The sequence below is a fragment of the Thermosediminibacter oceani DSM 16646 genome, from assembly GCF_000144645.1.
Taxonomy (GTDB): domain Bacteria; phylum Bacillota; class Thermosediminibacteria; order Thermosediminibacterales; family Thermosediminibacteraceae; genus Thermosediminibacter; species Thermosediminibacter oceani.
This window is the reverse complement of record NC_014377.1, coordinates 1,740,146-1,762,116: the sequence shown is the minus strand read 5'-3', so window position 1 is coordinate 1,762,116 and position 21,971 is coordinate 1,740,146. Positions and strand designations below refer to the sequence as shown.

Below are 21,971 nucleotides of genomic sequence, written 5' to 3'. Positions count from 1 at the left end.
CTGTTTTTTTTTGTTTTAAGAGGATTTTCCTTTAAAAAGTGGAATAATTAATAAATGAAAACAATAAAGGGAGGGGTTTTTGATGGACGTTGAAAAAGCGATAAAATTAAATGAGGAACCCCTTATAAGGTCGGTGTGTGAAATACTTAAGATAAGAAGCGTAGAAGAAGATCCGGCGCCGGGAAAACCTTTCGGAGAAGGTGTAGCCAAGGCCCTGGAGTACGCCCTGGACCTGGCCGACAGTTTCGGTCTGAGGACCAGGAACCTTGATAATTACATAGGTTGGGCCGAATGGGGCGAAGGCGACGAAATGGTGGGCATACTGGTTCACCTGGACGTGGTGCCGGAAGGAAAGGGCTGGACTTATCCGCCCTACGGCGGGGAAATCCACGATGGGAAAATTTACGGCCGGGGTGCCATTGACAACAAAGGGCCTGCTATGGCGGCGCTTTATGCCCTTAAAACTTTAAAGGATGCGGGTGTCAAATTTAAGAGAAGGGTCCGGGTGATATTCGGCACCAACGAAGAAAGCGGTATGAAATGCATAAATTACTACCTGGAACACGACGAGGCCCCGACGATGGGTTTTTCGCCCGACGCCGAATACCCGATAATAAACGGAGAAAAGGGTATTTTGACCTTCTCTTTAAAGAGCGACTTTGAGAAATGCTGCGGAAGGAAGAAAGCCCCTACGAGGCTGATCTCACTTAAGGGCGGCCAAAGGCCGAATATGGTACCGGATTACGCCGAAGCGGTATTGAGGGGAGACGTCGCCTACCTGGAAGAGAAGTTCAGAGCTTTTAAGGAAAAATCCGGTTACGACATGGAGTTTTCCACCGATGGGGAAACGGTGACGGTTAAATCCCACGGCGTTTCCGCCCACGGCAGCCTGCCCCACAAGGGGAAGAACGCTGTTATGCAGCTTGTGGCGTTTCTTTCCGAACTAGACCTCGATAACACCGCTCAGGAGGACTTTATTCGCTTCCTGAACGACAAAATTGGACTGGATACCACCGGTAAGGGGTTGGGCGTCGATGTGTCGGACGACTTGTCGGGCCCGCTGACGTTTAACGTGGGAATCATCCGCCTGGACGAAAAGGCCGGGGAAGTTGTAATAAACATCAGGTATCCGATAAAATATAAAGGAGAAGAGCTCCTTTTCAGGATAAAGGAAAATCTGGCCCAAGGAGTGCGTTTAGAAGACGTATCGGACAACCCGCCGCATTACGTGCCTGAAGACAGCGTCATCGTCCAGACCCTGAAGGAGGCTTACGAAAAGGTCACCGGTGAAAAGGCTTACTGTTTTTCCATCGGTGGAGGAACGTATGCACGCATGGTGAAAAATGCGGTGGCCTTCGGACCAGGCTTTCCGGGCAAACCAGAGCTGGCCCATGAAAAGGACGAGTATATAGAAATCGAAGACCTCTTGAAAAACCTGAGGATATATACTAACGTGCTGCTGGAGCTGGTGACCTGATACTTTTGATTGGAGTGATTAAATTGGAACTCCAAAAAATGGAAGACCCTGCTATTGACAGACTTTTTGAAGCAATACTGCTTTTAAAGACCAAGGATGAATGCTACCGATTTTTTGAGGATATCTGTACCATCGCCGAGATAAAGGCCATGGCCCAGCGGCTGCAGGTGGCTGAGATGCTGCAGGCCGGGTACACTTACGGCGATATAGCCGAAAAGACCGGAGCGAGCACGGCTACCATAAGCCGAGTCAAACGCTTTTTAAATTACGGTGCCGATGGTTACAAGATAATCCTGGAGCGACTGAAGGAAAAAGACAAGAAAAACGAGTAGCGTGGATTCCACGCTACTTTTCTATGGGAGGGTATAAATGAACTACCTGTCCGACCTAAACGAAGAGCAAAGAAAGGCGGTCACACACCCGGGAGGGCCTCTTTTGATTCTGGCAGGAGCGGGAAGCGGCAAGACCAGGGTGCTAACTTACAGGATCGCATATCTCATTGAGAAAATGGGTGTCGACCCCGGGAGCATAATGGCTATCACCTTTACCAACAAGGCGGCACAGGAGATGAAGGAGAGGATCGAAAAGCTCCTGCCCTGGGCCCGGGGGATGCTGGTCAGCACCTTTCACTCGGCCTGCGTGCGTATACTGAGGTCCGACATAGACAAGCTGGGTTACAACAAAAACTTCATAATCTTCGACACCCAGGACCAGCTGGTGCTGATAAGGGATTGTATCAAGGCCTTGGGGCTTGACGAAAAGAAATACGCCCCCACGGCGGTACTCAATTACATCGGCAGGGCCAAGGACCGGCTTCAAACCCCGGAGGAATGCCATGATAGAGCGAAGGATATAAGGGAAAAGGCCATGTCCAGGGTGTACGAGCTTTACCAGAAGAGGTTAAAGGAGAGCAACGCCCTGGATTTCGACGACCTGATAATGAAGACCGTGGAGCTTTTCCGCAAAAACCCCGAAGTTCTATCCTATTACCAGAACAGGTTCAGGCATATACTGGTGGACGAATACCAGGACACCAACAGGGCCCAGTACGTCCTGGTCAAGTTGCTCGCCGAAAAGCACAGGAATCTGTGCGTCGTAGGCGACGACGACCAGAGCATATACGGCTTCAGAGGGGCAGATATAAGAAACATACTGGATTTCGAAGAGGATTTTCCCGATGCTACGGTTATCCGCCTGGAACAGAACTACCGGTCTACCCAGAACATTCTCGACGCCGCCAACAGCGTCATAAGTCACAATTTCGACAGGAAGCAAAAAAGTCTGTGGACCGAGAACGGCAGGGGCGATAAGATATATCTTGCTACCCTTGGGAACGAGCACGAAGAGGCTTTTTTCATTGCCCGGGAAATAGAAAAACTTGTAAATATGAAAAATTTCAGGTTCAGAGACTTTGCGGTGCTTTACAGGACCAACGCCCAGTCTCGCGTTCTGGAAGAGATGATGGTGAAGATGGGCCTGCCGTATAAAATTGTGGGTGGCGTCAGGTTTTACCAGCGCAGGGAAATAAAGGACATCCTGGCATACCTTCGCGTCGTCGCCAATCCATCGGATAACGTAAGTCTCCTCAGGATCATAAACGTGCCGCGGCGGGGTATAGGCGAGGCTACGGTAGAGACCCTTAAACTGCTGGCGGAAGAAAGGGAAAAGTCCGTTTATCACATCATGAAGGAAGAATTGGCGGAATTATCCTCCAGGGTCAGGAGCAAACTCCGCGACTTCGTGGATATGATAGACGATTTTATCAAGAAAGCCGGAGAGCTTTCGGTGCCCGACCTCATCGCTTATATCCTGGACAGGAGCGGTTATTTGAAGGAACTGGAAGCCGAAAACACGCCGGATGCCCAGAGCCGGATTGAAAACCTGAAGGAAATGATAGGCGTCGCTATAGAGTTTGAAAAGAAGTTCCCGGGAGCGGCACTTCAGGACTTCCTGGCCGAAATCGCCCTGGTCTCCGACGTGGACGAGTTCGACGAGGACAGGGACGCAGTGATTTTGATGACGCTGCACAGCGCTAAGGGCCTGGAATTTCCGGTGGTTTTTTTGAGCGGGATGGACGAAGGGATATTCCCGCATTCAAGGGCTATGTTCGACGAGGAAGAACTCGAGGAGGAACGGCGGCTGTGCTACGTAGGGATAACGCGAGCGAAGAAGAGGCTTTACCTCACCAGGGCCTGGAGCCGCAACCTCTACGGCAACACCTCCTATTATTCCGCCTCCAGGTTTATCGACGAAATCCCCGCAAGGTTGATAAAAGAGATCAGGCCCGGAGATGATACACTGGAGGAAGAAGAAAAGCCTCGCGAGGATAAAAAAGCGGAACAGGCTGTACCTGTAAAACCCCGGACTCAAAAACTGAAAACGGGGGTAAAACCTCAGGAGCCGGTAAAATTGAATCCCGGCGACAGGGTGAAGCATTCCAAGTGGGGTGAAGGCGTGGTCACCGCCGTATACGGAGCCGGCGAAAATACAGAGATTGCGGTGAACTTCGCCTCGGAAGGAACAAAACGCCTGATGTTAAAGTACGCTCCTTTGGTGAAGATATGAGAAATAAAATAAATTCTTGTTGAGAGGATGGAGTGTATGGACAGGTCTGAAGCCGAAGCCAGGATAAAAGAATTGAGGGAACTTATAAACTACCACAACAGGCAGTACTACGTCTACGATAACCCCGTAATATCCGACGCCGAATACGATAAACTGATGAGACAACTGGAAAAACTTGAAAAGCAGTTTCCCGAACTCATCACTCCCGACTCGCCCAGTCAGCGGGTTGGGGGAGAGCCGCTTCCCTATTTCACCCAGGTGGTCCACCGGGTGCCCATGATGAGCCTTGCCAACGCCTTCGACAGCGGGGAACTTAAGGATTTCCACAGGCGTGTCACCGAAGCGGTCGGAAGCGAAGTCCAGTACGTGGTGGAGCCTAAAATCGACGGCCTCGCGGTTTCAATAACTTATGAGAACGGGATTTTTAAGACAGCTGCTACAAGGGGCGACGGCGAAGTGGGGGAAGACGTCACCCAGAACGTGAAGACCATAAAGAGCGTGCCGCTTAGCCTGGACTTTCCTCCCGATAAAAGGCCGGCTGTTCTGGAGGTCAGGGGCGAGGTCTACCTGCCTAAGGAGGATTTCAGGAAGCTAAACGAAGAGAGGGAAGAACAGGGGCTCCCGCTTTTTGCAAACCCGCGAAACGCAGCGGCGGGTTCATTGAGGCAGCTCGACCCGAAAGTTACTGCCAAAAGGCCCCTGGCCGTTTACATATACGGCCTGGGGTATGCGGAGGGCATAGAGTTTGAGACCCATTACGAAGTGCTTCAGTTTTTCAAAAGAATCGGCCTCCGGGTCAATCCTCACGTGGTGCTTTTTGATAGGTTCCAAGACGTGATAGACTACTGCATGAGCTGGAATGAAAAGCGCCACGACCTGCCCTACGAGATAGACGGCATGGTGATAAAGGTAAATTCCTTAAAGCAGCAGGGGATCCTGGGTGCCACCGCCAAAAGCCCCCGGTGGGCGATAGCCTATAAGTTCCCGGCAGAGCAGAAGAAGACGGTGATAAAGGATATAATCGTAAGGGTGGGCAGGACGGGCGTCCTCACCCCTACGGCGATTTTGGAACCCGTGAGGGTGGCGGGCTCCACTGTCAGCAAAGCCACCCTTCACAACGAGGACTACATCAGGGAAAAGGATATAAAAATTGGCGATACGGTCATAATCCATAAAGCCGGCGACGTAATCCCCGAAGTGGTGGAAGTTGTAAAGGAAAAGCGCACAGGAAAAGAGCGGGATTTCGAAATGCCCCACCGCTGCCCCGAGTGCGGTTCCGAGGCGGTGAGGCTTCCGGGAGAAGCGGCGTACCGCTGCACCAACAGCACCGGCTGTCCGGCCCAGATAAGGAGGAGCATCGAGCACTTCGCCTCGCGGGACGCCATGGACATAAGGGGACTGGGATCGGCTATAGTTTCCCTCCTGATATCGCAGGGGCTTATTAAGGACGCCGCCGACCTTTACTACCTGAAGCGGGAGGATCTTGTGCCCTTAGAGCGCATGGGAGAAAAGTCCGCCGCCAATCTGCTCGCAGCTATCGAGGAGAGCAAAAAAAGGCCCCTGGACCGGCTGATATACGCCCTGGGCATCCCCTTCGTGGGTTCCAGGACGGCGTCGCTTTTAGCCGAAGCCTTCAGTTCCATAGACGACCTGCAGAAGGCCAAATACGAGGACCTGATAAAGGTTCCTGAAATCGGCGACAAGATAGCCCAAAGTATCCTGGCGTTTTTCAGGCAGGAACAGACAAACGATCTCATTTCCCGCCTGAGGGCCGCTGGTGTAAATATGGAGGCTCAAAAGAAGGCCGAAGGGCCGAGGCCCCTGGACGGGCTTACCTTTGTGCTTACCGGGACCCTGGAGAAGTACACGCGGCAGCAGGCCACTGAACTCATCGAAAAGCTCGGCGGCAGGGTCACCGGCAGCGTGAGCAAAAAGACCGACTACGTGGTAGTGGGTAAGGACCCGGGCTCCAAATACGAAAACGCCCTGAAATTGGGAATAAAAATCCTGAATGAGGGTGAGTTCGAGGAACTGATAGAAAAATGGAAAGCGTGACGGTTGCGGGGTGAGGAATGTGTACGCTGAAGGAGAGTTTTTGGATTTTTTGATAAAAGCGAAAAGGGCTACTTATGCGTCTCGGGGTGACGATGCATCCGTAACGCCTTTGTTGGAAGGTTCGCGGCAGTTGGAGTTTCGGGAAGGGCATTTTTTGTACCGCGATATATATTTCGGGATGAGATTCTTTGCAGGCCAAGAAGTCGTTTATTATAAAGGGAATCCGATTTGGTCTATGTGCTATTCGGGCGGAGTCGAAAAAGATTCCGACATTGAATTTGCAAGAAAAGTTTACGCCTTTTTAAGAAAGGCGATGAGAAATGTCGATGCGGAAAACCCCTTTCGCGGACCTGAAGAATATATTGAAGGAGATTACGTCTACAGAGATAGCAATGAAGGGGGATTGGACAGGTTCAAAGGCAAAGAGACGATATCCTTTGCCGGTAAAGTCGTATACAGTCTTAACTATTGCGGTGGATTTGTTAGGTAAGTGCGCGTGTGAACGGAGAGTACTATTAACACAGCTTATATGTGCTCTCCTTTATTTTTTAGCAGGAGTTATCTCGTGAAAGTAGAATTATTATTTTAATTCAGTTAAAAGCAAAAATTGGAGGCTGCAATGAAGGTAATAAAGAGTTCCCCGCCGGAGACTGTGGAAATTTACTATCTTCTCAATCTGCTATTTAGCATCCACCTTGGATTTATAGGGGCTACTTACGTCTTATTTTTCTACAATTTCGGCATAAGTAAATTGATAACGAATGTGCTAAGTTCCCTTTTTATGGTTAGCGTATTTGTTATGGAAATTCCGACGGGAGCCTATGCCGATGCTTTCGGCTATAGGAAAACCTTAATCTTGGCGGGGCTGTTTTTAAGCATAGCCATGTTGCTGTTTTCCATCGGGAATAATATATTGATATTCGGTATCGCGCAAATACTATGGGGAGTAAGTTTTGCCTTTGAATCGGGCGCGTTAGATGCCTGGATGGTCAATAATTCTTGTTTAACCGGACCGGATTTAGATAAGATTTTTATTAAAGCAGGTAAGATAAATAACATATCCATGATAATATCGGGTTTGTTAGGGGGATATTTGGCTAATATAAATATCGCATTACCATGGAAACTTTCATTAATTTCAGCCTCAATATATGTAATTTTAGTGGCTTTATATGTAAATAAACCGGTTCGCAGCGTTGAGCCAGAAAAAAATATAAATAAATTGGATTTTAAAAATGGTATTTACAAAATTTTATCAGTCATCGTCACCAGTAAGAATTATATTTTAAAAATCCCTCTATTGAAGTATATAATTGAGTTTAATATGATTTTGAGCTTTTGCTTTTCGCCCGTCTTTGTATACTGGTCGCCCTATCTAAAAAGTTTGTCTAACGAAGGTTTTTGGCTATTGGGCTGGATTTGGGTGTTTATTAAAATATCAAATTTAGCAGGAAACTTAATAATAGAGTATATACCAAAATCAGGTAATTACAGACTGAATATCCTGTTTGTGGCAACAGTATGTGTTTCTATTGTACTGTCAATAGCTTCTTTATCCAAAAAATTTATCACTGCTCTTATAATGTTCTTGTTGTTTGAAACTTTGCTTGGGATTATACAACCCTTGCAAAAAGGTTATATCAACGAATTTATAACGGATGCTGAAAGAGCAACCCTTTTGTCGCTAGATTCGATGCTTTCCAGAGCGGCTAACTTTTTATCATTGATTATAATGGGACTTATAGGTGATCTAACTTCAATGCAGACCACATGGCTGATATCCGCCGGGATCTTGATCGTCAATTTAATCATAATTAAAAAGTTAAATCATTATCAAAAAGATGTTGTTGAGGATTCTGTCTCTCAGACCTGAACCCTTATGAAAAAACAAGAGCCTGTATCGCCGGATACAGGACACAATCACCAATCGCCGTAGGCAGCAGGCTAACTAGCGACTTTTGAGACCCCTGTTTTACCGAAAAATTAGCGATGGTCATTACCGGCGTCATCGCCGGCTTCGATCGCTTGATAAATTCTAAAAGCAGTGCTTTCATCGTCGATACCAGCTTCCTCCAGCAGGTCCAGCACTTCCTCCCGGGACCAGCCCTTCGCTCGCGCGGCCGGACCGATAAGGCTTACCGCCAAGGGGATGAGGGGCTCCCTTTTTTCAGACAGGGCCATTTCTTCTGCCTTTTTGGCTGCTTTCATGGACCGGTTCAACAAATCACGGTCCTCCGGAGTCAGTTTTTTGCGCAGCGCTGCTTGCAGGCGGCTCCGGATTATTTGTGGCTGGCTTTTGATTACCTTTGCCATTTCGCCAAGACATTTTTCTGCATAGGAGCACCAGGCGGCACAACCGGGATCGAATCGGGGATTGGCTACCTGCTTTTTGCAATTGGGGCAGCGCCGGGTTACATCATTTTTCCAGAATTCTACGCTGTTGCCGCAGTGGGGGCAGGGAAACTCAAATATATCTTCGGGTCTCCAGAAACTTTGATCCTGTCCAGGGCACTTCCAGAAGGACATGGATCTTCCTCCCTTTTTGATGTTTAAAAATTAAATTCGTTGTGTAAGAGCCATCCATTATCCAAGGATGGCTCTTTTTTTTATAGATAAAGGCTTTAAATCATCCAATAGATGGGTTTAATTCTTTCTATCTCCCTTAATTCCTATTTCCACCAGGTTCAGCGGTATATCTTTCCCGGAAAGATTTAACGCTTCTTCAACAATTTTCACCAAACCGTAACAGCAGGGCACTTCCATGTGGGCCACGGTGACGCTCTTTATGTGGTTGCGCTTGAAAATTTCTGCAAGCTTTTTTACGTAGTAGTTGCCGTCATCGAGTTTGGGGCAGCCTATGACCACACTTTTGCCCTTTAAAAGTTCCAGGTGATAGTTGGGGTATGCAAAAGGCACGCAGTCTGCGGTCACCAGAAGGTCGGCCCCGTCGAAGTAAGGAGCGTCCACGGGCACCAGCATGAGCTGTACCGGCCAGTTGCCCAGCTGGGACCTGATGCTTATGGAGACTTCTCCATCGGAAAAAGTTTTTGCCGCGGCTTTTACGTTTTCTCCAGTCTCGGGTGCATGTTTCAGGTTCATCATCTGGCTTCCGGGACAGGAAAATCCGTGATGGGCGTGCGCCATGGTTTCGGGTTTGCTGCGGGAAAGGTGTTCCTTTACCGCCTCTTCGTCGAACTCTTCGGCTTCTCTTTCGATAATCGTTATAGCGCCTCTGGGGCACTCCCCGAGGCAGGCACCCAGCCCGTCGCAGTATCTATCCGAGATGAGCCTTGCCTTCCCGTCTATGATCTGTATGGCTCCCTCGGCGCAGGCCGGAACGCAAAGCCCGCAGCCGTTGCACTTTTCTTCATCGATATGGACTATTTTCCTTATTGCCATATTCGAAACCTCCTTAGTCTTGCCTGAATCTAATTTTATCATAACAGGTTCTATAATGTAACGCTGTGATTTACCTCACATTAATTCTGGCAAAGAGAGGGATTTGGTGTTTAATTATCCTGTGGATGAGTAGGCTTTTCAAAGTGACCATGGTTGTCAGGCATGTAATAATGAGATGTGCGTTGATTCATCTTATAATTTAAACAATGGTGTTTGAAATTATAGAAAATTAGAGTATAATTATTTATGCGGGATGGATGGATTTTCAAGAAAGTAAGGTGATTTTATGAGTTTAGCGGAAAAGTTCTTAAAAGAATTTAATGAACTTACAGAAGAAAGGAAGAGGGAAGTAATAGACTTTATTGAGTTTTTGAAGGCGAAGGATAAGAAAGAATTAGAAAAATTTATGGATTCTATTATCGAAGAGAATAGACAGGCATTTAAGGAGCTTTGCTGATGAGATGGGTTACTTTGGAGGATGTAATATTATTTCATGAAAAAATAATAGAAAAAATAGGGGGCCTTAGTGGTATAAGGGATATAAGATTAATAGAAAGTGCGATAAATAAGGCTTTTGTTACGTTTGAAGGACAGGAACTGTATAAAGATCTCGAGGACAAAATCCCAACCACAACTTTTGCCCTTATTAGGAACCATGGATTCATTGATGGTAATAAGAGGATAGGTATCGCCGTAATGCTTCTACTTTTAAAACTAAATGGAGTTGATTTAAGGTATGAACAAAAAGAGTTAGTAGAATTAGGATTTGGAATAGCTGATGGATCATTAGATGAAAAAGATATAAAAGGATGGATAATAAGACATCTGGAAAGGAACTAACTTTGAAAGACCCCGATTACTTGGCGGGGTTTTTATTTTTTGCAAATTTTGGGGTTTAGTTTGACTTGCGTTCCAGCTGCCGTTCCAAAAAATTCAGAGTGTCACAAAAAAATTTAAGCGGCATTATTTAGATCCTGAGCCAAACGGAATAATCCGGGTTCAAGAAAAACCTCGCTGAATATTATATATAAGGACCAAACGATTCATTTGGAGGCGAGGGAAATGAAGACTTACGAAGGTAGGATCACCCCAATACCTTTGAACCCGAGGCTCTTATTAATGCCGGGCTTTTCCGAGCGCCAGATCCTTGAACATTTTGAAGTCCTTTATAAAGGCTACGTGAACAAAGTGAACGAGATTCGTTCACTGCTTCCCTCGGCCGACCGCCAGGAGGCGAACGCCACTTACAGTGAGTTCAGGTGCCTGAAAAAAGGGGAAACTTACGCGATAGACGGTGTCATACTGCACGAGCTTTACTTCGATAATCTGGGAGGTCCCGGCGGAGTGCCCCGGGGAGACCTGATGAGGCGGCTGGAGAGGGATTTCGGATCGTATCAGAGTTGGCTGGAAGACTTCACGGCTACGGGGATCTCCGCCAGGGGCTGGGCGGTGCTGGTCTACGACCCGCGCGACGGCAGGCTTCACAATTACCTGCTGGACGCCCATGACCATGGCGTCGTTCAGAATACCGCGGCTATCCTTGTGCTCGACGTATACGAACACGCTTACTTTATAGATTACGGTACGAGAAAAGCCGACTACATCAGGGCGTTCATGCAGAACGTCGACTGGTCGGTAGCTGAGAGAAGATGGGATAGAATAAGGAGATTGTATGATGTGATGTAAAATTTTAGGCGTCAAGGGCGTGCCGGTTCTCTGTCCCTTGACGCTTTAGTATGAAGTTTGCAAACAGGAGCCCATTTGGGAATTTATGCACAAAAGCTCATTTTTAAAATTATTGAAATTAATGCTTTTGTATATTATAATATAGTTGGTAAAAGTGAGTATTTGAACATATTATTTCCATGGTATGCAACCCCTCGATTTTGAGGTTGCAGAAACTAAAATAATTTATTTAAAGGGGGTATTTCATGACTAAAAAATTATCTCTACTGGCCCTTTCTTTAATCGTTGCACTCACTCTTTCCGTCATTGCACCGGTTCAAAGCGCCATTTTTAAGGTAGATGCCGTTTCTGCGGCAACCAGTTCACAGAATACTTCAACGCAAAAACAAACAACAAAGACACCGGCAACGACTACCAAATCCACCAAAACGCAAACCGCCGTTAAAAAATCAACTCCTACCGTTACAAAAACTTCCAGCACAAGCGGTATTAAACGCTTACTTGCCTTGGGCTCCTATGGTCAGGATGTAAAACTCCTGCAAACCATGCTTAATCAGCGCGGCTACAAGCTCAAGGTAGATGGTATATTTGGCCCCAAAACTTTAGCGGCGGTAAAAGATTTCCAAAAGAAAAATGGCCTTAAGGTAGATGGAATAGTAGGCCCCAAAACTCTTGCAAAACTAATGCCGGCTCCGGCGAAAACAGCGGCTGCAAAGCCCGCACAAACTACAAAACAACCTACACAGCAGCAGGTATCACAAAGTGAAAAAGTCGTGGTAAAGATAGGAAAGGTTGACTATTCAGCTCATCCTTCCAAGAGCTTTACGGTTGCGATAGCTGCGGTTGCGGGTGACAAGATAGTTGCAGCGTATATTGATGACTACCAGTTCATGCCTAAAGATGTGGCAACGGGAGTTCCCAATTCCGATGGGGACTTAGGCAAAAATTATCCTGAAGGCTACGTATTGGCATCGAAGCTGACCAATGCGGCATACTACAGCAATAATATGAAGGAAAAAGCAGGTTCTACAGTTCCCATAGATAAGAACTTCGCAGCAATTGTAAATTACGTAAAAGGTAAGACCATCAGCGAATTAGAGGCAAAACTTGCACAAACAACCCCGGAAAATATGGTGGATGCGGTAACCGGTGCGACCTTGGCGGACACACACGGTTATGTATCGGCAATCGTGGCAGCTGCTAAGGCTGCTAAAAATGCTGATGCAAGCTATTCATTCCAAGTCGATGTGAAGGATTTAAGCAATATTAAAATTGGGAAAGTTGACTATTCAGCTCATCCTTCGAAGTGCTTTACACTTGCAGCAGCGGTTGTTGTAGGGAACAAGATAGTTGCAGCGTATATTGATGACTACCAGTTCATGCCTAAAGATGTGGCAACGGGAGTTCCCAATTCCGATGGGGACTTAGGCAAAAATTATCCTGAAGGCTACGTATTGGCATCGAAGCTGACCAATGCGGCATACTACAGCAATAATATGAAGGAAAAAGCAGGTTCTACAGTTCCCATAGATAAGAACTTCGCAGCAATTGTAAATTACGTAAAAGGTAAGACCATCAGCGAATTAGAGGCAAAACTTGCACAAACAACCCCGGAAAATATGGTGGATGCGGTAACCGGTGCGACCTTGGCGGACACACACGGTTATATATCGGCAATCGTGGCAGCTGCTAAGGCTGCTAAGTAATAATTCAAAGCAAGTAAAATAAAAAAGGTAAATTTTTAAAAGACGGTTAATAGGCCTTGAAAAGGATTAGTAGCCTATTAACCGTCTTTTTTATCTCGATTACCCGGAAACTCAGTTCAGGTTCAGTTCTTCTGCTCAAAAACTGCGGGGAGATAAATATTTATTGGTTAACCATTAAAACAGCAGGAAAATAAAGGAATTTGTAGTAATATATATTGTTATAATATTAAAAAAGAGGAAATAAGATAGACAGCGAAAAGGGCAAACTCACCGAAAGGTGGGGGCGCAAAGCCATAGGGTCTAAGGTGCTTTTGCACTATGACAGCCTGGTTGCCGCTGACCAAAACGATCTGGCTCGCTCTCTTTTTCGGTGGCGGGTCTTTTTTGTTTTCGGATATAGACTCGGAAAGGGGGGCACTTTTTTGGTATGGGGATGAAACCAAAGCTTAGGGAATTAATATATAGGGCAAAAGACGGCGATGAGGAGGCCCTTGTCCAGCTAGTTGAAAGGTTTGTGCCCATAGTTAAAAAATACACGCGCAGGGTGGGTAACGGAGAAATGTATTCCAACCTGGTGGAGTGGATTGTAAAGGCGGTAAAGCGCTACCAGCCCGATACCAGGTGGGGCAGGGAAGAACTGAATCGCTATCTGGCTTCTCTGAGGGAGAAAAACGATATAAAAAAGCAAGAATAATTTTACAGGGGGTTATAATACGACTTCATGTCTCCTCTTTTATATGGTAAGGGAATAAACCGGGGAGGTGAAGCTGTATGGTCAGTATCCCCAAATTCTACGAACTCGACCTCGACCCCGAAGACGCAAGGATTGCGGCCTGGTTTTTAAAGGGACTTAAGAGAGAAGCGAGAAGACTTTATTTGAAGCAGAAAAAACTGAAACAACACGAGCTCCTGATTTTAAACAACAGAGTGGACAGGGATAACGATGGCGAATCTCCGGAATTGATAGACACCCTGGCAGACGGGATCGATGTACTGTCACGGGTGGAAGACAGGATATTCGTCAGGGAAGCTCTGATGATGCTGACGGCAAGGCAGCAAAAAGTTATAATGGCGACGGTCTTTGAAGGTGCCACCGAGAAAGAAGTAGCCGAAAGGCTGGGGATATCCCAGCCGGCGGTAAATAAGATAAAGAACAGGGCTTTGAGTAAGTTGAAAAAATACCTGCGTGCAATCTGAAAGCCATAGCTCGCGCTATGGCTTTTTTTGCTATCCCTTGACAGCTCCGGCGGTGAGGCCCGAAATGATTCTCTTCTGAAATATTAGTACCATCACTATAAGCGGAACGGTTACTACCACCGATGCCGCCGCGATGTCCCCCCAGGGGAGTTCATGCTCGCCGGGGAACATGGCTATCCCTACCGGCACTGTACGCATTAGGTCCTTGGTGTTGAATACCAGGGCGAAGAGGAACTCGTTCCAGGCTGCTATGAAAGTTAGTATGGCCGTGGTGAACATCCCCGGTGCAGCAAGCGGAAAGATAATCTTCAGGAATGCCTGCATTGGTGTCGCTCCGTCTACCTTGGCCGATTCTTCCAGCTCGAAGGGTATCTCTCGGAAAAAGGACGTCAGGATCCAGAGGGATAACGGTATGGTAAAAGTGGTGTAAGTTAGAATAAGCCCAAGATGTGTGTTTAAAAGGTTTATCTTTTTCAAAAACAGGAAGAGCGGGCTTATTATGGATATGCCCGGGAACATGGATACCGACAGTACCAGGGCCAAAATAAGGGCCTTGCCCCTGAATTTGAGCCTGGCTATGGCGTAAGCGGCAAAAGAAGACACAAAAAGGCTCAAAAAGGTTGTGGCAGACGCCACTATCAGGCTGTTCTTCAGGTACACCAGGAAAGGCCTCTTCGTGAAAACAGAAAGGTAATACCCGGTAAAAATCCTGTCTGGTATCCATCTAGGGGGTATGCTGAAGAGCTGTTCCGGCGGCTTTATAGATGTCATAAACTGCCAGAGGAATGGAAACAGGATGTATAAAAGGAAAAGTATCACGAAGGTGCAAAACAGAATCTGATTCAGTAAGCTTTTATTTTCCATAAGCTCACCTCAAAATCGTGTTCTTATCCATCATTCTGATGTATAACATAGCCAGGATGAACACGAATATGAATATCACCACTGAGATAGCCGAACCGAGTCCGAAGTCCAGGTTTCGGAAAAGTGTCTTATATGCGTAAATGGAAAGGGTTTCCGTAGAGTTACCGGGCCCTCCTCCGGTCAGCACGAAGATGAGGTCGAACACCCTGAAAGCGTCCAGAGTTCTGAATATCAGGGCTACAAGAATTGTGGGCTTCAAAAGCGGCAGGGTGATGCTGAAAAATTGCCTGACGCTGCCGGCACCATCTACCCTTGCTGCTTCGTACAGTTCTTCCGGTATCGTCTGGAGTCCGGCAAGAAGGATCAGGGCCATGAAGGGTGAGGTCTTCCAAACGTCGGCGAAGATGGCTGCTCCCATAGCTGACGCTGGCGTCCCCAGCCAGGACCTGTAGCTTTCTATCAATCCCAGCTTCATTAGGATGTCGTTTAACACGCCGAACTGATCGTTGTAGATGAACTTCCACATCAATGCCGACACTATGGTGGGGATTGCCCAGGGTACCAGAACCGCCGCCCTGATAAGGCCCGTGGCTCTGAACCTTTTGTTCATAAGCAGGGCCATTGTCATGCCGACCACCAGTTCCAGCGCTACGGATATTACCGTGAAGTAAAAAGTATTCAACGTCGCCGCCCAAAACCGACCGTCAGAAAAAAGAATGGTATAATTTTGGAGCCCGACGAATTTGGTAAGGCCGATGAGCTGCAATCTCATGTGAAAAAGACTGAGCCTGAAGGTTTCGAATACCGGGTATATATTTATTAGGATTATGCAAAGCAGTGCGGGAGTAACGAGCAAATATCCCAGCACCGGTTCGCTTATTTCAAATTTTTTATTCTTCCACATGACACTTTTACCCCTTCGAAAAGAGTGGCAGCCTAAAGCTGCCACTACTTCTTTCCGCTGTTTTTGATTATTTCGTTCAGGTCCTTTTCGATGTTTTTAATCGCCTGTTCAGCCGTAATCTCGCCGGTGAGGGCTTTGTGGAAGTTAATCTGCATAGAGTCGGACATCTGCGTGTAGAAGGGCGATACCGGTCTAGGCTTAGCGGTTATGAAAGCATCGTAAAAGTCGGCCCAGTACGGGTTCTTTTCCAGGATTTCTTTATCCTGATAAAGAGATTTCAAAGTAGGAAGGACGCCACCGTAAAGCGCTGAAATCTTCTGACCTTCCTCGCTGGTTACGAATTCGATGAACTTCCAGGCTTCTTCCGGGTGCTTTGAGTATTTATTTATAGCTAGGTTCCATCCTCCAAGCGCTGGAGTTCCCGCCTTGCCGTCCTTACCTCTGGGGATGGGGGCGATACCGACCTTGCCCTTAACCGGAGAGTCGTCCGCGTTTAGTAGCGCCCAGGCATAAGGCCAGTTTCTCATGAACAGAGCTTCACCTTGCTGGAATACTATCCTCGCGTCTTCTTCCTTGTAGGTGGTAATGCCCGGAGGAGCTATCTTTTCCTTAACCAGATTAACCATATTCTGCAGGCCTGCTATAGCCTGCGGCGAATTTATGACGACCCGGTCGCCCTCGAGGATGCTGCCGCCGTTGCCGCCGATAAACTCAAGGGCGTTGCAAACCAGACCTTCGTATTGATTGCCCTGGAATACTATCCCGTATTTTGTGCCGCCCTTGCCCACGTTTGCTTTGGCCATCTTTATGAGATCATCCCAGGTTTCGGGCGGGTTCTGGATTATATCTTTTCTGTAGTAAAGAATCCCCGCATCTGTATACCTAGGGACTGCCCACACGTGACCGTTATAAGTAACCGCTTCAACCGGACCTGTTAAAAATTTCTCTCTCATTTCAGGGGTGAATTTATCGTCCAGAGGCAGTACCCAGCCCGCCGCGGCAAATTCCGGAGGCCAAATGATGTCAAGGGCAATCACATCCATACTGGAATCGCCGGCTGAAAGGGCGGTTACATAGGCGTTGTGCTGGTCATCGGGGGATTGAGGCAGTTCTAAAAATTTCACCTTGATATTCGGGTATTTTTTCTCAAAAGCTTCGATTAATTTCTTGGTAGCAGGTGTGGAATCCTTGCCGGAAGCATAAGTTATGGTTACAACTTCACTTCCGCTGCCGCTCCCCGCAGGAACATTATTATTGTTTCCGGAGCTGCATCCTGAAAGCATACCGGCTACAAGGGTTGCGATCAGTAAGAGTGCCAGCGGTTTTAGACCTTTAAACATGTGATCTCCCTCCCTAGAGAATTATGTTTCCAAGATTATTTTATTAAAACCAAATTGTAAATAAATAAGGCATTTTTAATATTTAGTGAATTTTTTTATTATACTTTGAAAACATATTATCAAATTTTATATAATTTAATAAAGGTAGTTTTGTTGGGCGGGTGAATTCTTGTGCTGTTCAAGAGGCTACTAGTATCCTACATCCTAATAAGCGTAGTTCCGCTCCTCGTTGCCGCAGCCGTTACCAGCAACATAACCGCCAGGATGATAAACGAGGAGATCCAGAGGACCACTGTGCAGGCTTTGGATCAGGCAGGCAAAAATATATCAGGCATCTTTGACGAGGCGAAAAATGCCATATTCTCGGTATCGATGAACAGGGAGCTCCAGAGTAATCTATCGAGGGAAAGTGCGTCACCCTTCGAGATCAACCGAGAAATAACCGCCATAAGAAACAACCTGCTCTATCAGGGGATTTTCAACGACAGCTATTCATCTATAGAGGTCTACGCTATAAATAAGAAAATGTACCCCATGAGGCACACCCAGAATGATGTAATGTCGGCCGGGATTGTTGAAGGGCAAGACTGGTACAGGACCACGGTGCATATGGGAGGTAAGCTCTACTGGCGGGTTTCCAACGATTTCGGCAGGCCTCAGATCTCGGTGTCGAGGCTCGTATTCGATGTTAAAAATTACACCAATCCGCTGGCGGTGGTGTCGGTAGACATAGACTTGGACGTGATAAAATCCATACTCTCTGGAATTCGCTTGGGGAAGACCGGAAGGGTGTTTCTCCTTGACAACCGGGGCCAAACGATTTATCCGATTGACGAAAATATGACGGTGCCGTTTAATTTGTTGGACGCAACATCCGGTAGTGACCGCGTAAATTTAAACGGGCGCGAGATGAGGGTCATATACAATACACTTCCGCAGACGGGCTGGAAGCTGGTCGGTGTGGTACCGGTGGACGAGCTTACCAGGAAGGCTGACATGGCAAGAAATATAATCTACCTTATAGCAATAATCAGTCTCCTCGTAGCGGTAATGATGTCAGTGTATTTTTCATGCAGTATCTCCAACCCCATCATGAGCCTAGCCGGCATAATGAAAAAAGTTGAAAACGGAGACCTAAATTTGAGCGTCAGTACCCCTTTAAAGGGCGAGATAGCGATACTTTACTCCAGTTTCAATTACATGATAAAGATGATCAACGATCTAATTCAGGAAGTTTACGTATCCAGAATAAAGAAAAAGGAAGCAGAATTGAAGCTCTTCAAGCCCAGATAAACCCACATTTTCTTTATAACACCCTAGATTCTATAAACTGGCTTGCTATAAAGAACAACGTGCCGGATATAAGTAAAATGGTGACATCTTTGGCTTCCATACTAAGGTACAGCCTCAATCGGGGAAATGATGTGATAACCGTCGAAGACGAATTGAGGCAGGTTAAAAGCTATATCACCATACAGAAGATAAGGTTTTCCGATAAATTTGACGTATATTACCGCATAAGCCAAGATATTTTCGACTGCAAGATCATCAAGTTGATACTTCAACCCCTGGTGGAGAATGCCATAATTCACGGAATAGAGACCTACCAGGGCAAAGGGTATATCGAAATAAGGGGATTTGCAGAGGGTAATGAAGTAGTGTTCGAGGTGGAAAACAACGGGAACGCCCCGGACCTGGATAAAATTAACAGTTTATTGAATTCCGGGGGCGAAGTTAGCAACGGTTACGGCATAAAAAACGTGAATGAGAGGTTAAAGTTGTATTACGGTGAAGAATATGGTCTTAGCTACCGTATACAGGACGGCAACACGGTGGCGGTTATCAGGGTACCCAGGATAACTTAATGCATTTGATTTTCAGGGGTGCTGTTATGCTGAAACTCATAATAGCCGACGACGAACCTATAGTGAGGGAAGGTTTGAAGGAGTCCGTCAACTGGGATGAACTAGGACTCCGGGTCGTAGGGTGCGCCCGGGACGGCAGGGAAGCCCTCGAAATTTTTACTTCCTGCGGCTGCGACGTGATCCTGACCGACATCCGCATGCCATTCATGAGCGGGCTGGAGCTCACCGGTAGAGTGAAGGAAATAGATCCGTCGGTGATTGTCGTGCTCTTGAGCGCCTACGACGAGTTCAGGTACGCCCAGGAGGCAATAAGGCTGGGAGCCTTTGACTATATTTTGAAGCCCATTGACCTGGACGAACTGAAGAAAACTATGGAGAAGGCCGTTAGAAAAAAGCAAGAAATGCTGGACAGTGAAAACCGTGTTATACCGCAGCTCAACCGGGAAGATATGGAATTTTTCAAGCCCGAAAGCTCTAGATTTCCCCTAAAGATGGAAGAGGAACTAGCAAAAGCGGTGAAGAGAGCCGACGGCCCCCTTGCACTGGAAATTTTTCAGCGGATCTGGGACGAGTTCTGCAGTAAAAACTACTCCCTGGAATTCCTAAAAAGGTGGGGATTTGAGCTCGTCGCCATAATTACCCGTTCGGTTATAGAAATAGGTGAAAACGTGGACATTCTTTTTAAAAACACAGACCCCTGGGCTGAGATTTCACGTAAAAAATCGAAGGAAGAACTTTACGGCTGGATGAAGGACCTCATAGAAATTATATGCGAGTGCATCGGTTTGAACAAAAACGTCAGAAACAAGAAGCTGGTGGAAGAAGTGGTGAGGATAATAAAGGAAAACTACCACGATAAAAACCTGACTTTGAACAGCATAGCCGAGCGGCTTTATATAACCCCGAATTACCTGAGCACCCTATTTAAAACCGAAATGGGCCAGGGATTTTGTGAGTATCTCACCGAGTACCGCGTGGAGAGGGCCAAGGAGATGTTGAAGGATGTCAGGTTAAGAATTTACGAGATTTCGGATGCGGTAGGGTATACGGACCCCCATTATTTCAGCAAAATATTCAAGAGCATAACGGGCCTAACCCCCAGGGAATACAGGGAGAAAATCCTGTAAAAAATTACACCAAATAATAAACTAGTATTATTTAAAAGTTCATTATTTTTATACAAAATATTACCGGTAGCAAATACCATCGGAAAGGGGAGAACCTTTTATGAACAGAAAATGGTGGAAAGAAGCCGTAGTCTACCAAATATACCCGAGGAGCTTTTACGATTCCAACGGTGACGGTATAGGCGATTTGAGGGGAATTATCCAGAAACTAGATTACCTGAAGGAGCTGGGTGTGGACGCGATCTGGCTCAACCCGGTGTACAAATCGCCGAATGCTGACAACGGTTATGATGTCAGCGATTACTACGATATTATGGATGAGTTTGGCACTATGGCCGATTTCGACGAACTGCTTCAAGAGGCGCACAGGAGGGGAATGAAGCTCATTATGGACCTTGTGGTGAACCACACCTCCGACGAGCACAAATGGTTCATAGAATCCCGCTCCTCGAAGCACAGTCCTTACAGGGACTATTACATATGGAGGGAAGGGCAGAACGGCCGGGAGCCCAACAATTGGGTTTCCATATTCGGCGGCCCTGCCTGGGAATATGACGAAAGGACCGGGGAGTATTACCTGCACCTGTTTGCCGTCAAGCAGCCGGACCTTAACTGGGAAAATCCGCGGTTGAGGAAAGAAATCTACGAAATGATAAACTGGTGGTTAAAGAAAGGCATCGACGGTTTCAGGTTGGACGCTATCAACCTGATCTCGAAAGTTGAAGGGCTTCCCGACGATCCTAATCCTCAGGGGGAAAGATTCCCGGGTTCCAGATTTTACTTGAACGGCCCGAAAGTTCATGACTATCTGCATGAGATGTACAGGGAAGCCTTTAGCAAATACGACATAATGACGGTGGGGGAAATACCCGGAGTGACGCCGGAAATCGGTAGGCTTTATGTCGATGAGGACAGAGAAGAGCTGAACATGATCATCCACTTTGAACTCATGGATTTGGACTGCGGATCCGGAGGAAAGTGGGATGTGGTACCCTGGAAGCTTACCGACTTTAAGAAGATCATGTATAACTGGTATAAAGGATTGAAGTATAAAGGCTGGGTAGCCCTTTATCTCAACAACCACGACCAGCCGAGGATGGTTTCCCGCTTCGGCAACGACGGCAGGTACAGGGTGCAGTCGGCCAAAATGCTGGCGACACTCCTGCACACCTGGCAGGGCACCCCGTTTATTTACCAGGGCGAGGAAATCGGTATGACCAATGTAGCCTTTGACAGCATCGAAGACTACAGGGATATAGAGACTTTAAACTGGTATAACGAAAAGGTAAAGGGGGGTTATGACCCCGAAAGGTTGATGAAGGCCATCCACGCCAGGAGCAGGGATAACGCCAGAACTCCCATGCAATGGAACTCCGGTCCAAATGCGGGATTCACAACGGGCATCCCTTGGATAAAGGTCAATCCAAACTACAGAGAAATCAACGTAGAAAATGCACTTAAAGACCCCGATTCGGTTTTTTACTACTACAAAAAGCTAATCGAACTCAGGAAAAAGCACCCTGCGATAGTATACGGGGACGTAAATATGATCCTTGAGGATGATGAAAACATCTTTGCTTACACCCGGACCCTTGATGATGATAAACTGCTGGTGGTTCTCAATTTTTTCGAAAATGAAGTCGAGTTTGTGCTCTCCGACGAGGTCGAATTCAGAGATTATAAACTTCTGCTTTCCAATTATCCCGTAGAGGGTGATTTAAAGAGGACTATTCTGAAACCTTACGAAGCAAGGGTTTATAAATTATTTTAGTTAAGTAAATGGAGC

The 21,971-nt window shown here is 46.8% G+C and carries 21 protein-coding genes and 1 riboswitch; of the genes, 16 read left to right on the top strand and 5 right to left on the bottom strand.

What is annotated here, in order from left to right:
• Positions 1–82: 82 nt before the first annotated feature.
• The 6 genes from pepV (at position 83) to TOCE_RS08800 (ending at position 7,970) form a co-directional block, all read left to right on the top strand.
• On the top strand, positions 83–1,477 hold the full coding sequence (gene pepV, locus TOCE_RS08825; RefSeq protein ID WP_013276516.1) for a dipeptidase PepV: 1,395 nt from the start codon (positions 83–85) through the stop codon (positions 1,475–1,477).
• Positions 1,478–1,500: 23 nt separating this feature from the next.
• On the top strand, positions 1,501–1,809 hold the full coding sequence (locus TOCE_RS08820) for a YerC/YecD family TrpR-related protein (RefSeq protein ID WP_013276515.1): 309 nt from the start codon (positions 1,501–1,503) through the stop codon (positions 1,807–1,809).
• Positions 1,810–1,846: 37 nt separating this feature from the next.
• Positions 1,847–4,042, top strand: coding sequence for a DNA helicase PcrA (gene pcrA, locus TOCE_RS08815; protein WP_013276514.1), 2,196 nt, complete (start codon positions 1,847–1,849; stop codon positions 4,040–4,042).
• Positions 4,043–4,078: 36 nt separating this feature from the next.
• Positions 4,079–6,097: an NAD-dependent DNA ligase LigA gene (ligA, locus tag TOCE_RS08810; protein WP_013276513.1), complete on the top strand. Its 2,019-nt coding sequence runs from the start codon at positions 4,079–4,081 to the stop codon at positions 6,095–6,097.
• A 19-nt stretch (positions 6,098–6,116) separates the two neighbouring features.
• Positions 6,117–6,587, top strand: a complete 471-nt coding sequence (locus tag TOCE_RS08805; protein ID WP_041423917.1) for a DUF5680 domain-containing protein — start codon at positions 6,117–6,119, stop codon at positions 6,585–6,587.
• Positions 6,588–6,716: 129 nt separating this feature from the next.
• Entirely contained in the window at positions 6,717–7,970 is a 1,254-nt protein-coding gene (locus TOCE_RS08800; protein ID WP_013276511.1) for an MFS transporter, read from the top strand.
• Between the two features lie 110 nt (positions 7,971–8,080).
• Here TOCE_RS08800 and TOCE_RS08795 read toward each other — a convergent pair whose 3' ends face one another.
• Both TOCE_RS08795 and TOCE_RS08790 read right to left on the bottom strand, forming a co-directional pair.
• Positions 8,081–8,623 carry a hypothetical protein gene (locus tag TOCE_RS08795; protein WP_013276510.1) on the bottom strand — a complete coding sequence of 181 codons (543 nt, stop codon included), beginning with the start codon at positions 8,621–8,623 and terminating at the stop codon, positions 8,081–8,083.
• Between the two features lie 117 nt (positions 8,624–8,740).
• Positions 8,741–9,496 (bottom strand): ATP-binding protein, encoded by a 756-nt coding sequence (locus tag TOCE_RS08790; RefSeq protein ID WP_013276509.1) that lies wholly within the window; start codon positions 9,494–9,496, stop codon positions 8,741–8,743.
• 286 nt (positions 9,497–9,782) lie between these two features.
• On the opposite strand from TOCE_RS08790, the gene TOCE_RS12160 reads away from it, so the two are divergent.
• The 6 genes from TOCE_RS12160 to TOCE_RS08765 all read left to right on the top strand — a co-directional run bounded on the left by TOCE_RS12160 (position 9,783) and on the right by TOCE_RS08765 (position 14,085).
• Positions 9,783–9,953, top strand: coding sequence for a DUF2281 domain-containing protein (locus TOCE_RS12160; protein WP_013276508.1), 171 nt, complete (start codon positions 9,783–9,785; stop codon positions 9,951–9,953).
• Positions 9,953–10,336 carry a type II toxin-antitoxin system death-on-curing family toxin gene (locus TOCE_RS08785; RefSeq protein ID WP_013276507.1) on the top strand — a complete coding sequence of 128 codons (384 nt, stop codon included), beginning with the start codon at positions 9,953–9,955 and terminating at the stop codon, positions 10,334–10,336. The genes TOCE_RS12160 and TOCE_RS08785 overlap by 1 nt, the downstream gene beginning before the upstream one ends.
• A 222-nt stretch (positions 10,337–10,558) precedes the next feature.
• Positions 10,559–11,182 carry a superoxide dismutase gene (locus TOCE_RS08780; RefSeq protein WP_013276506.1) on the top strand — a complete coding sequence of 208 codons (624 nt, stop codon included), beginning with the start codon at positions 10,559–10,561 and terminating at the stop codon, positions 11,180–11,182.
• A 245-nt stretch (positions 11,183–11,427) separates the two neighbouring features.
• Positions 11,428–12,888: a peptidoglycan-binding domain-containing protein gene (locus TOCE_RS12795; protein WP_013276505.1), complete on the top strand. Its 1,461-nt coding sequence runs from the start codon at positions 11,428–11,430 to the stop codon at positions 12,886–12,888.
• 250 nt (positions 12,889–13,138) lie between these two features.
• A riboswitch (cyclic di-GMP riboswitch) is annotated at positions 13,139–13,226 on the top strand.
• 89 nt (positions 13,227–13,315) lie between these two features.
• The gene (locus tag TOCE_RS08770) at positions 13,316–13,582 is read left to right on the top strand and encodes a helix-turn-helix domain-containing protein (RefSeq protein WP_013276504.1); all 267 of its coding nucleotides are present in this window, start codon (positions 13,316–13,318) and stop codon (positions 13,580–13,582) included.
• Positions 13,583–13,659: 77 nt separating this feature from the next.
• Entirely contained in the window at positions 13,660–14,085 is a 426-nt protein-coding gene (locus TOCE_RS08765; protein ID WP_013276503.1) for a sigma-70 family RNA polymerase sigma factor, read from the top strand.
• Between the two features lie 30 nt (positions 14,086–14,115).
• On the opposite strand, the gene TOCE_RS08760 is transcribed toward TOCE_RS08765, so the two are convergent.
• The 3 genes from TOCE_RS08760 to TOCE_RS08750 are packed head-to-tail and all read right to left on the bottom strand — an operon-like array spanning position 14,116 to position 17,193.
• On the bottom strand, positions 14,116–14,949 hold the full coding sequence (locus TOCE_RS08760) for a carbohydrate ABC transporter permease (RefSeq protein WP_013276502.1): 834 nt from the start codon (positions 14,947–14,949) through the stop codon (positions 14,116–14,118).
• 4 nt (positions 14,950–14,953) lie between these two features.
• On the bottom strand, positions 14,954–15,853 hold the full coding sequence (locus TOCE_RS08755; RefSeq protein WP_041423916.1) for a carbohydrate ABC transporter permease: 900 nt from the start codon (positions 15,851–15,853) through the stop codon (positions 14,954–14,956).
• 44 nt (positions 15,854–15,897) lie between these two features.
• A complete protein-coding gene (locus TOCE_RS08750; RefSeq protein ID WP_013276500.1) occupies positions 15,898–17,193 on the bottom strand; it encodes an ABC transporter substrate-binding protein in 1,296 nt (431 codons plus the stop codon).
• 171 nt (positions 17,194–17,364) lie between these two features.
• Between TOCE_RS08750 and TOCE_RS08745 the strand changes: the two genes are divergently transcribed.
• From TOCE_RS08745 to TOCE_RS08735, 4 genes are all read left to right on the top strand, one after another.
• Positions 17,365–18,486, top strand: a complete 1,122-nt coding sequence (locus TOCE_RS08745; RefSeq protein ID WP_223156813.1) for a cache domain-containing sensor histidine kinase — start codon at positions 17,365–17,367, stop codon at positions 18,484–18,486.
• Complete coding sequence (locus TOCE_RS12475; protein WP_223156872.1) at positions 18,435–19,058, top strand: sensor histidine kinase; 624 nt, start codon at positions 18,435–18,437, stop codon at positions 19,056–19,058. The genes TOCE_RS08745 and TOCE_RS12475 overlap by 52 nt, the downstream gene beginning before the upstream one ends.
• A 26-nt stretch (positions 19,059–19,084) precedes the next feature.
• The gene (locus tag TOCE_RS08740) at positions 19,085–20,185 is read left to right on the top strand and encodes a response regulator transcription factor (protein WP_223156812.1); all 1,101 of its coding nucleotides are present in this window, start codon (positions 19,085–19,087) and stop codon (positions 20,183–20,185) included.
• Positions 20,186–20,285: 100 nt separating this feature from the next.
• Positions 20,286–21,956, top strand: a complete 1,671-nt coding sequence (locus TOCE_RS08735; protein ID WP_013276498.1) for a glycoside hydrolase family 13 protein — start codon at positions 20,286–20,288, stop codon at positions 21,954–21,956.
• Positions 21,957–21,971 lie beyond the last annotated feature (15 nt).

What these genes read in the sequence shown, in the direction of transcription:
- ligA (WP_013276513.1), top strand. Translation starts at nt 4,079, where the DNA reads ATGGACAGGTCTGAAGCCGAAGCCAGGATAAAAGAATTGAGGGAACTT.
- TOCE_RS08740 (WP_223156812.1), top strand. Translation starts at nt 19,085, where the DNA reads ATGCTGAAACTCATAATAGCCGACGACGAACCTATAGTGAGGGAAGGT.
- TOCE_RS12795 (WP_013276505.1), top strand. Translation starts at nt 11,428, where the DNA reads ATGACTAAAAAATTATCTCTACTGGCCCTTTCTTTAATCGTTGCACTC.
- TOCE_RS08770 (WP_013276504.1), top strand. Translation starts at nt 13,316, where the DNA reads ATGGGGATGAAACCAAAGCTTAGGGAATTAATATATAGGGCAAAAGAC.
- TOCE_RS08780 (WP_013276506.1), top strand. Translation starts at nt 10,559, where the DNA reads ATGAAGACTTACGAAGGTAGGATCACCCCAATACCTTTGAACCCGAGG.
- TOCE_RS08750 (WP_013276500.1), bottom strand. Translation starts at nt 17,193, where the DNA reads ATGTTTAAAGGTCTAAAACCGCTGGCACTCTTACTGATCGCAACCCTT.
- TOCE_RS08755 (WP_041423916.1), bottom strand. Translation starts at nt 15,853, where the DNA reads ATGTGGAAGAATAAAAAATTTGAAATAAGCGAACCGGTGCTGGGATAT.
- TOCE_RS08785 (WP_013276507.1), top strand. Translation starts at nt 9,953, where the DNA reads ATGAGATGGGTTACTTTGGAGGATGTAATATTATTTCATGAAAAAATA.
- TOCE_RS08735 (WP_013276498.1), top strand. Translation starts at nt 20,286, where the DNA reads ATGAACAGAAAATGGTGGAAAGAAGCCGTAGTCTACCAAATATACCCG.
- TOCE_RS08760 (WP_013276502.1), bottom strand. Translation starts at nt 14,949, where the DNA reads ATGGAAAATAAAAGCTTACTGAATCAGATTCTGTTTTGCACCTTCGTG.
- TOCE_RS08790 (WP_013276509.1), bottom strand. Translation starts at nt 9,496, where the DNA reads ATGGCAATAAGGAAAATAGTCCATATCGATGAAGAAAAGTGCAACGGC.
- TOCE_RS08800 (WP_013276511.1), top strand. Translation starts at nt 6,717, where the DNA reads ATGAAGGTAATAAAGAGTTCCCCGCCGGAGACTGTGGAAATTTACTAT.
- TOCE_RS08765 (WP_013276503.1), top strand. Translation starts at nt 13,660, where the DNA reads ATGGTCAGTATCCCCAAATTCTACGAACTCGACCTCGACCCCGAAGAC.
- pcrA (WP_013276514.1), top strand. Translation starts at nt 1,847, where the DNA reads ATGAACTACCTGTCCGACCTAAACGAAGAGCAAAGAAAGGCGGTCACA.
- pepV (WP_013276516.1), top strand. Translation starts at nt 83, where the DNA reads ATGGACGTTGAAAAAGCGATAAAATTAAATGAGGAACCCCTTATAAGG.
- TOCE_RS08795 (WP_013276510.1), bottom strand. Translation starts at nt 8,623, where the DNA reads ATGTCCTTCTGGAAGTGCCCTGGACAGGATCAAAGTTTCTGGAGACCC.
- TOCE_RS12160 (WP_013276508.1), top strand. Translation starts at nt 9,783, where the DNA reads ATGAGTTTAGCGGAAAAGTTCTTAAAAGAATTTAATGAACTTACAGAA.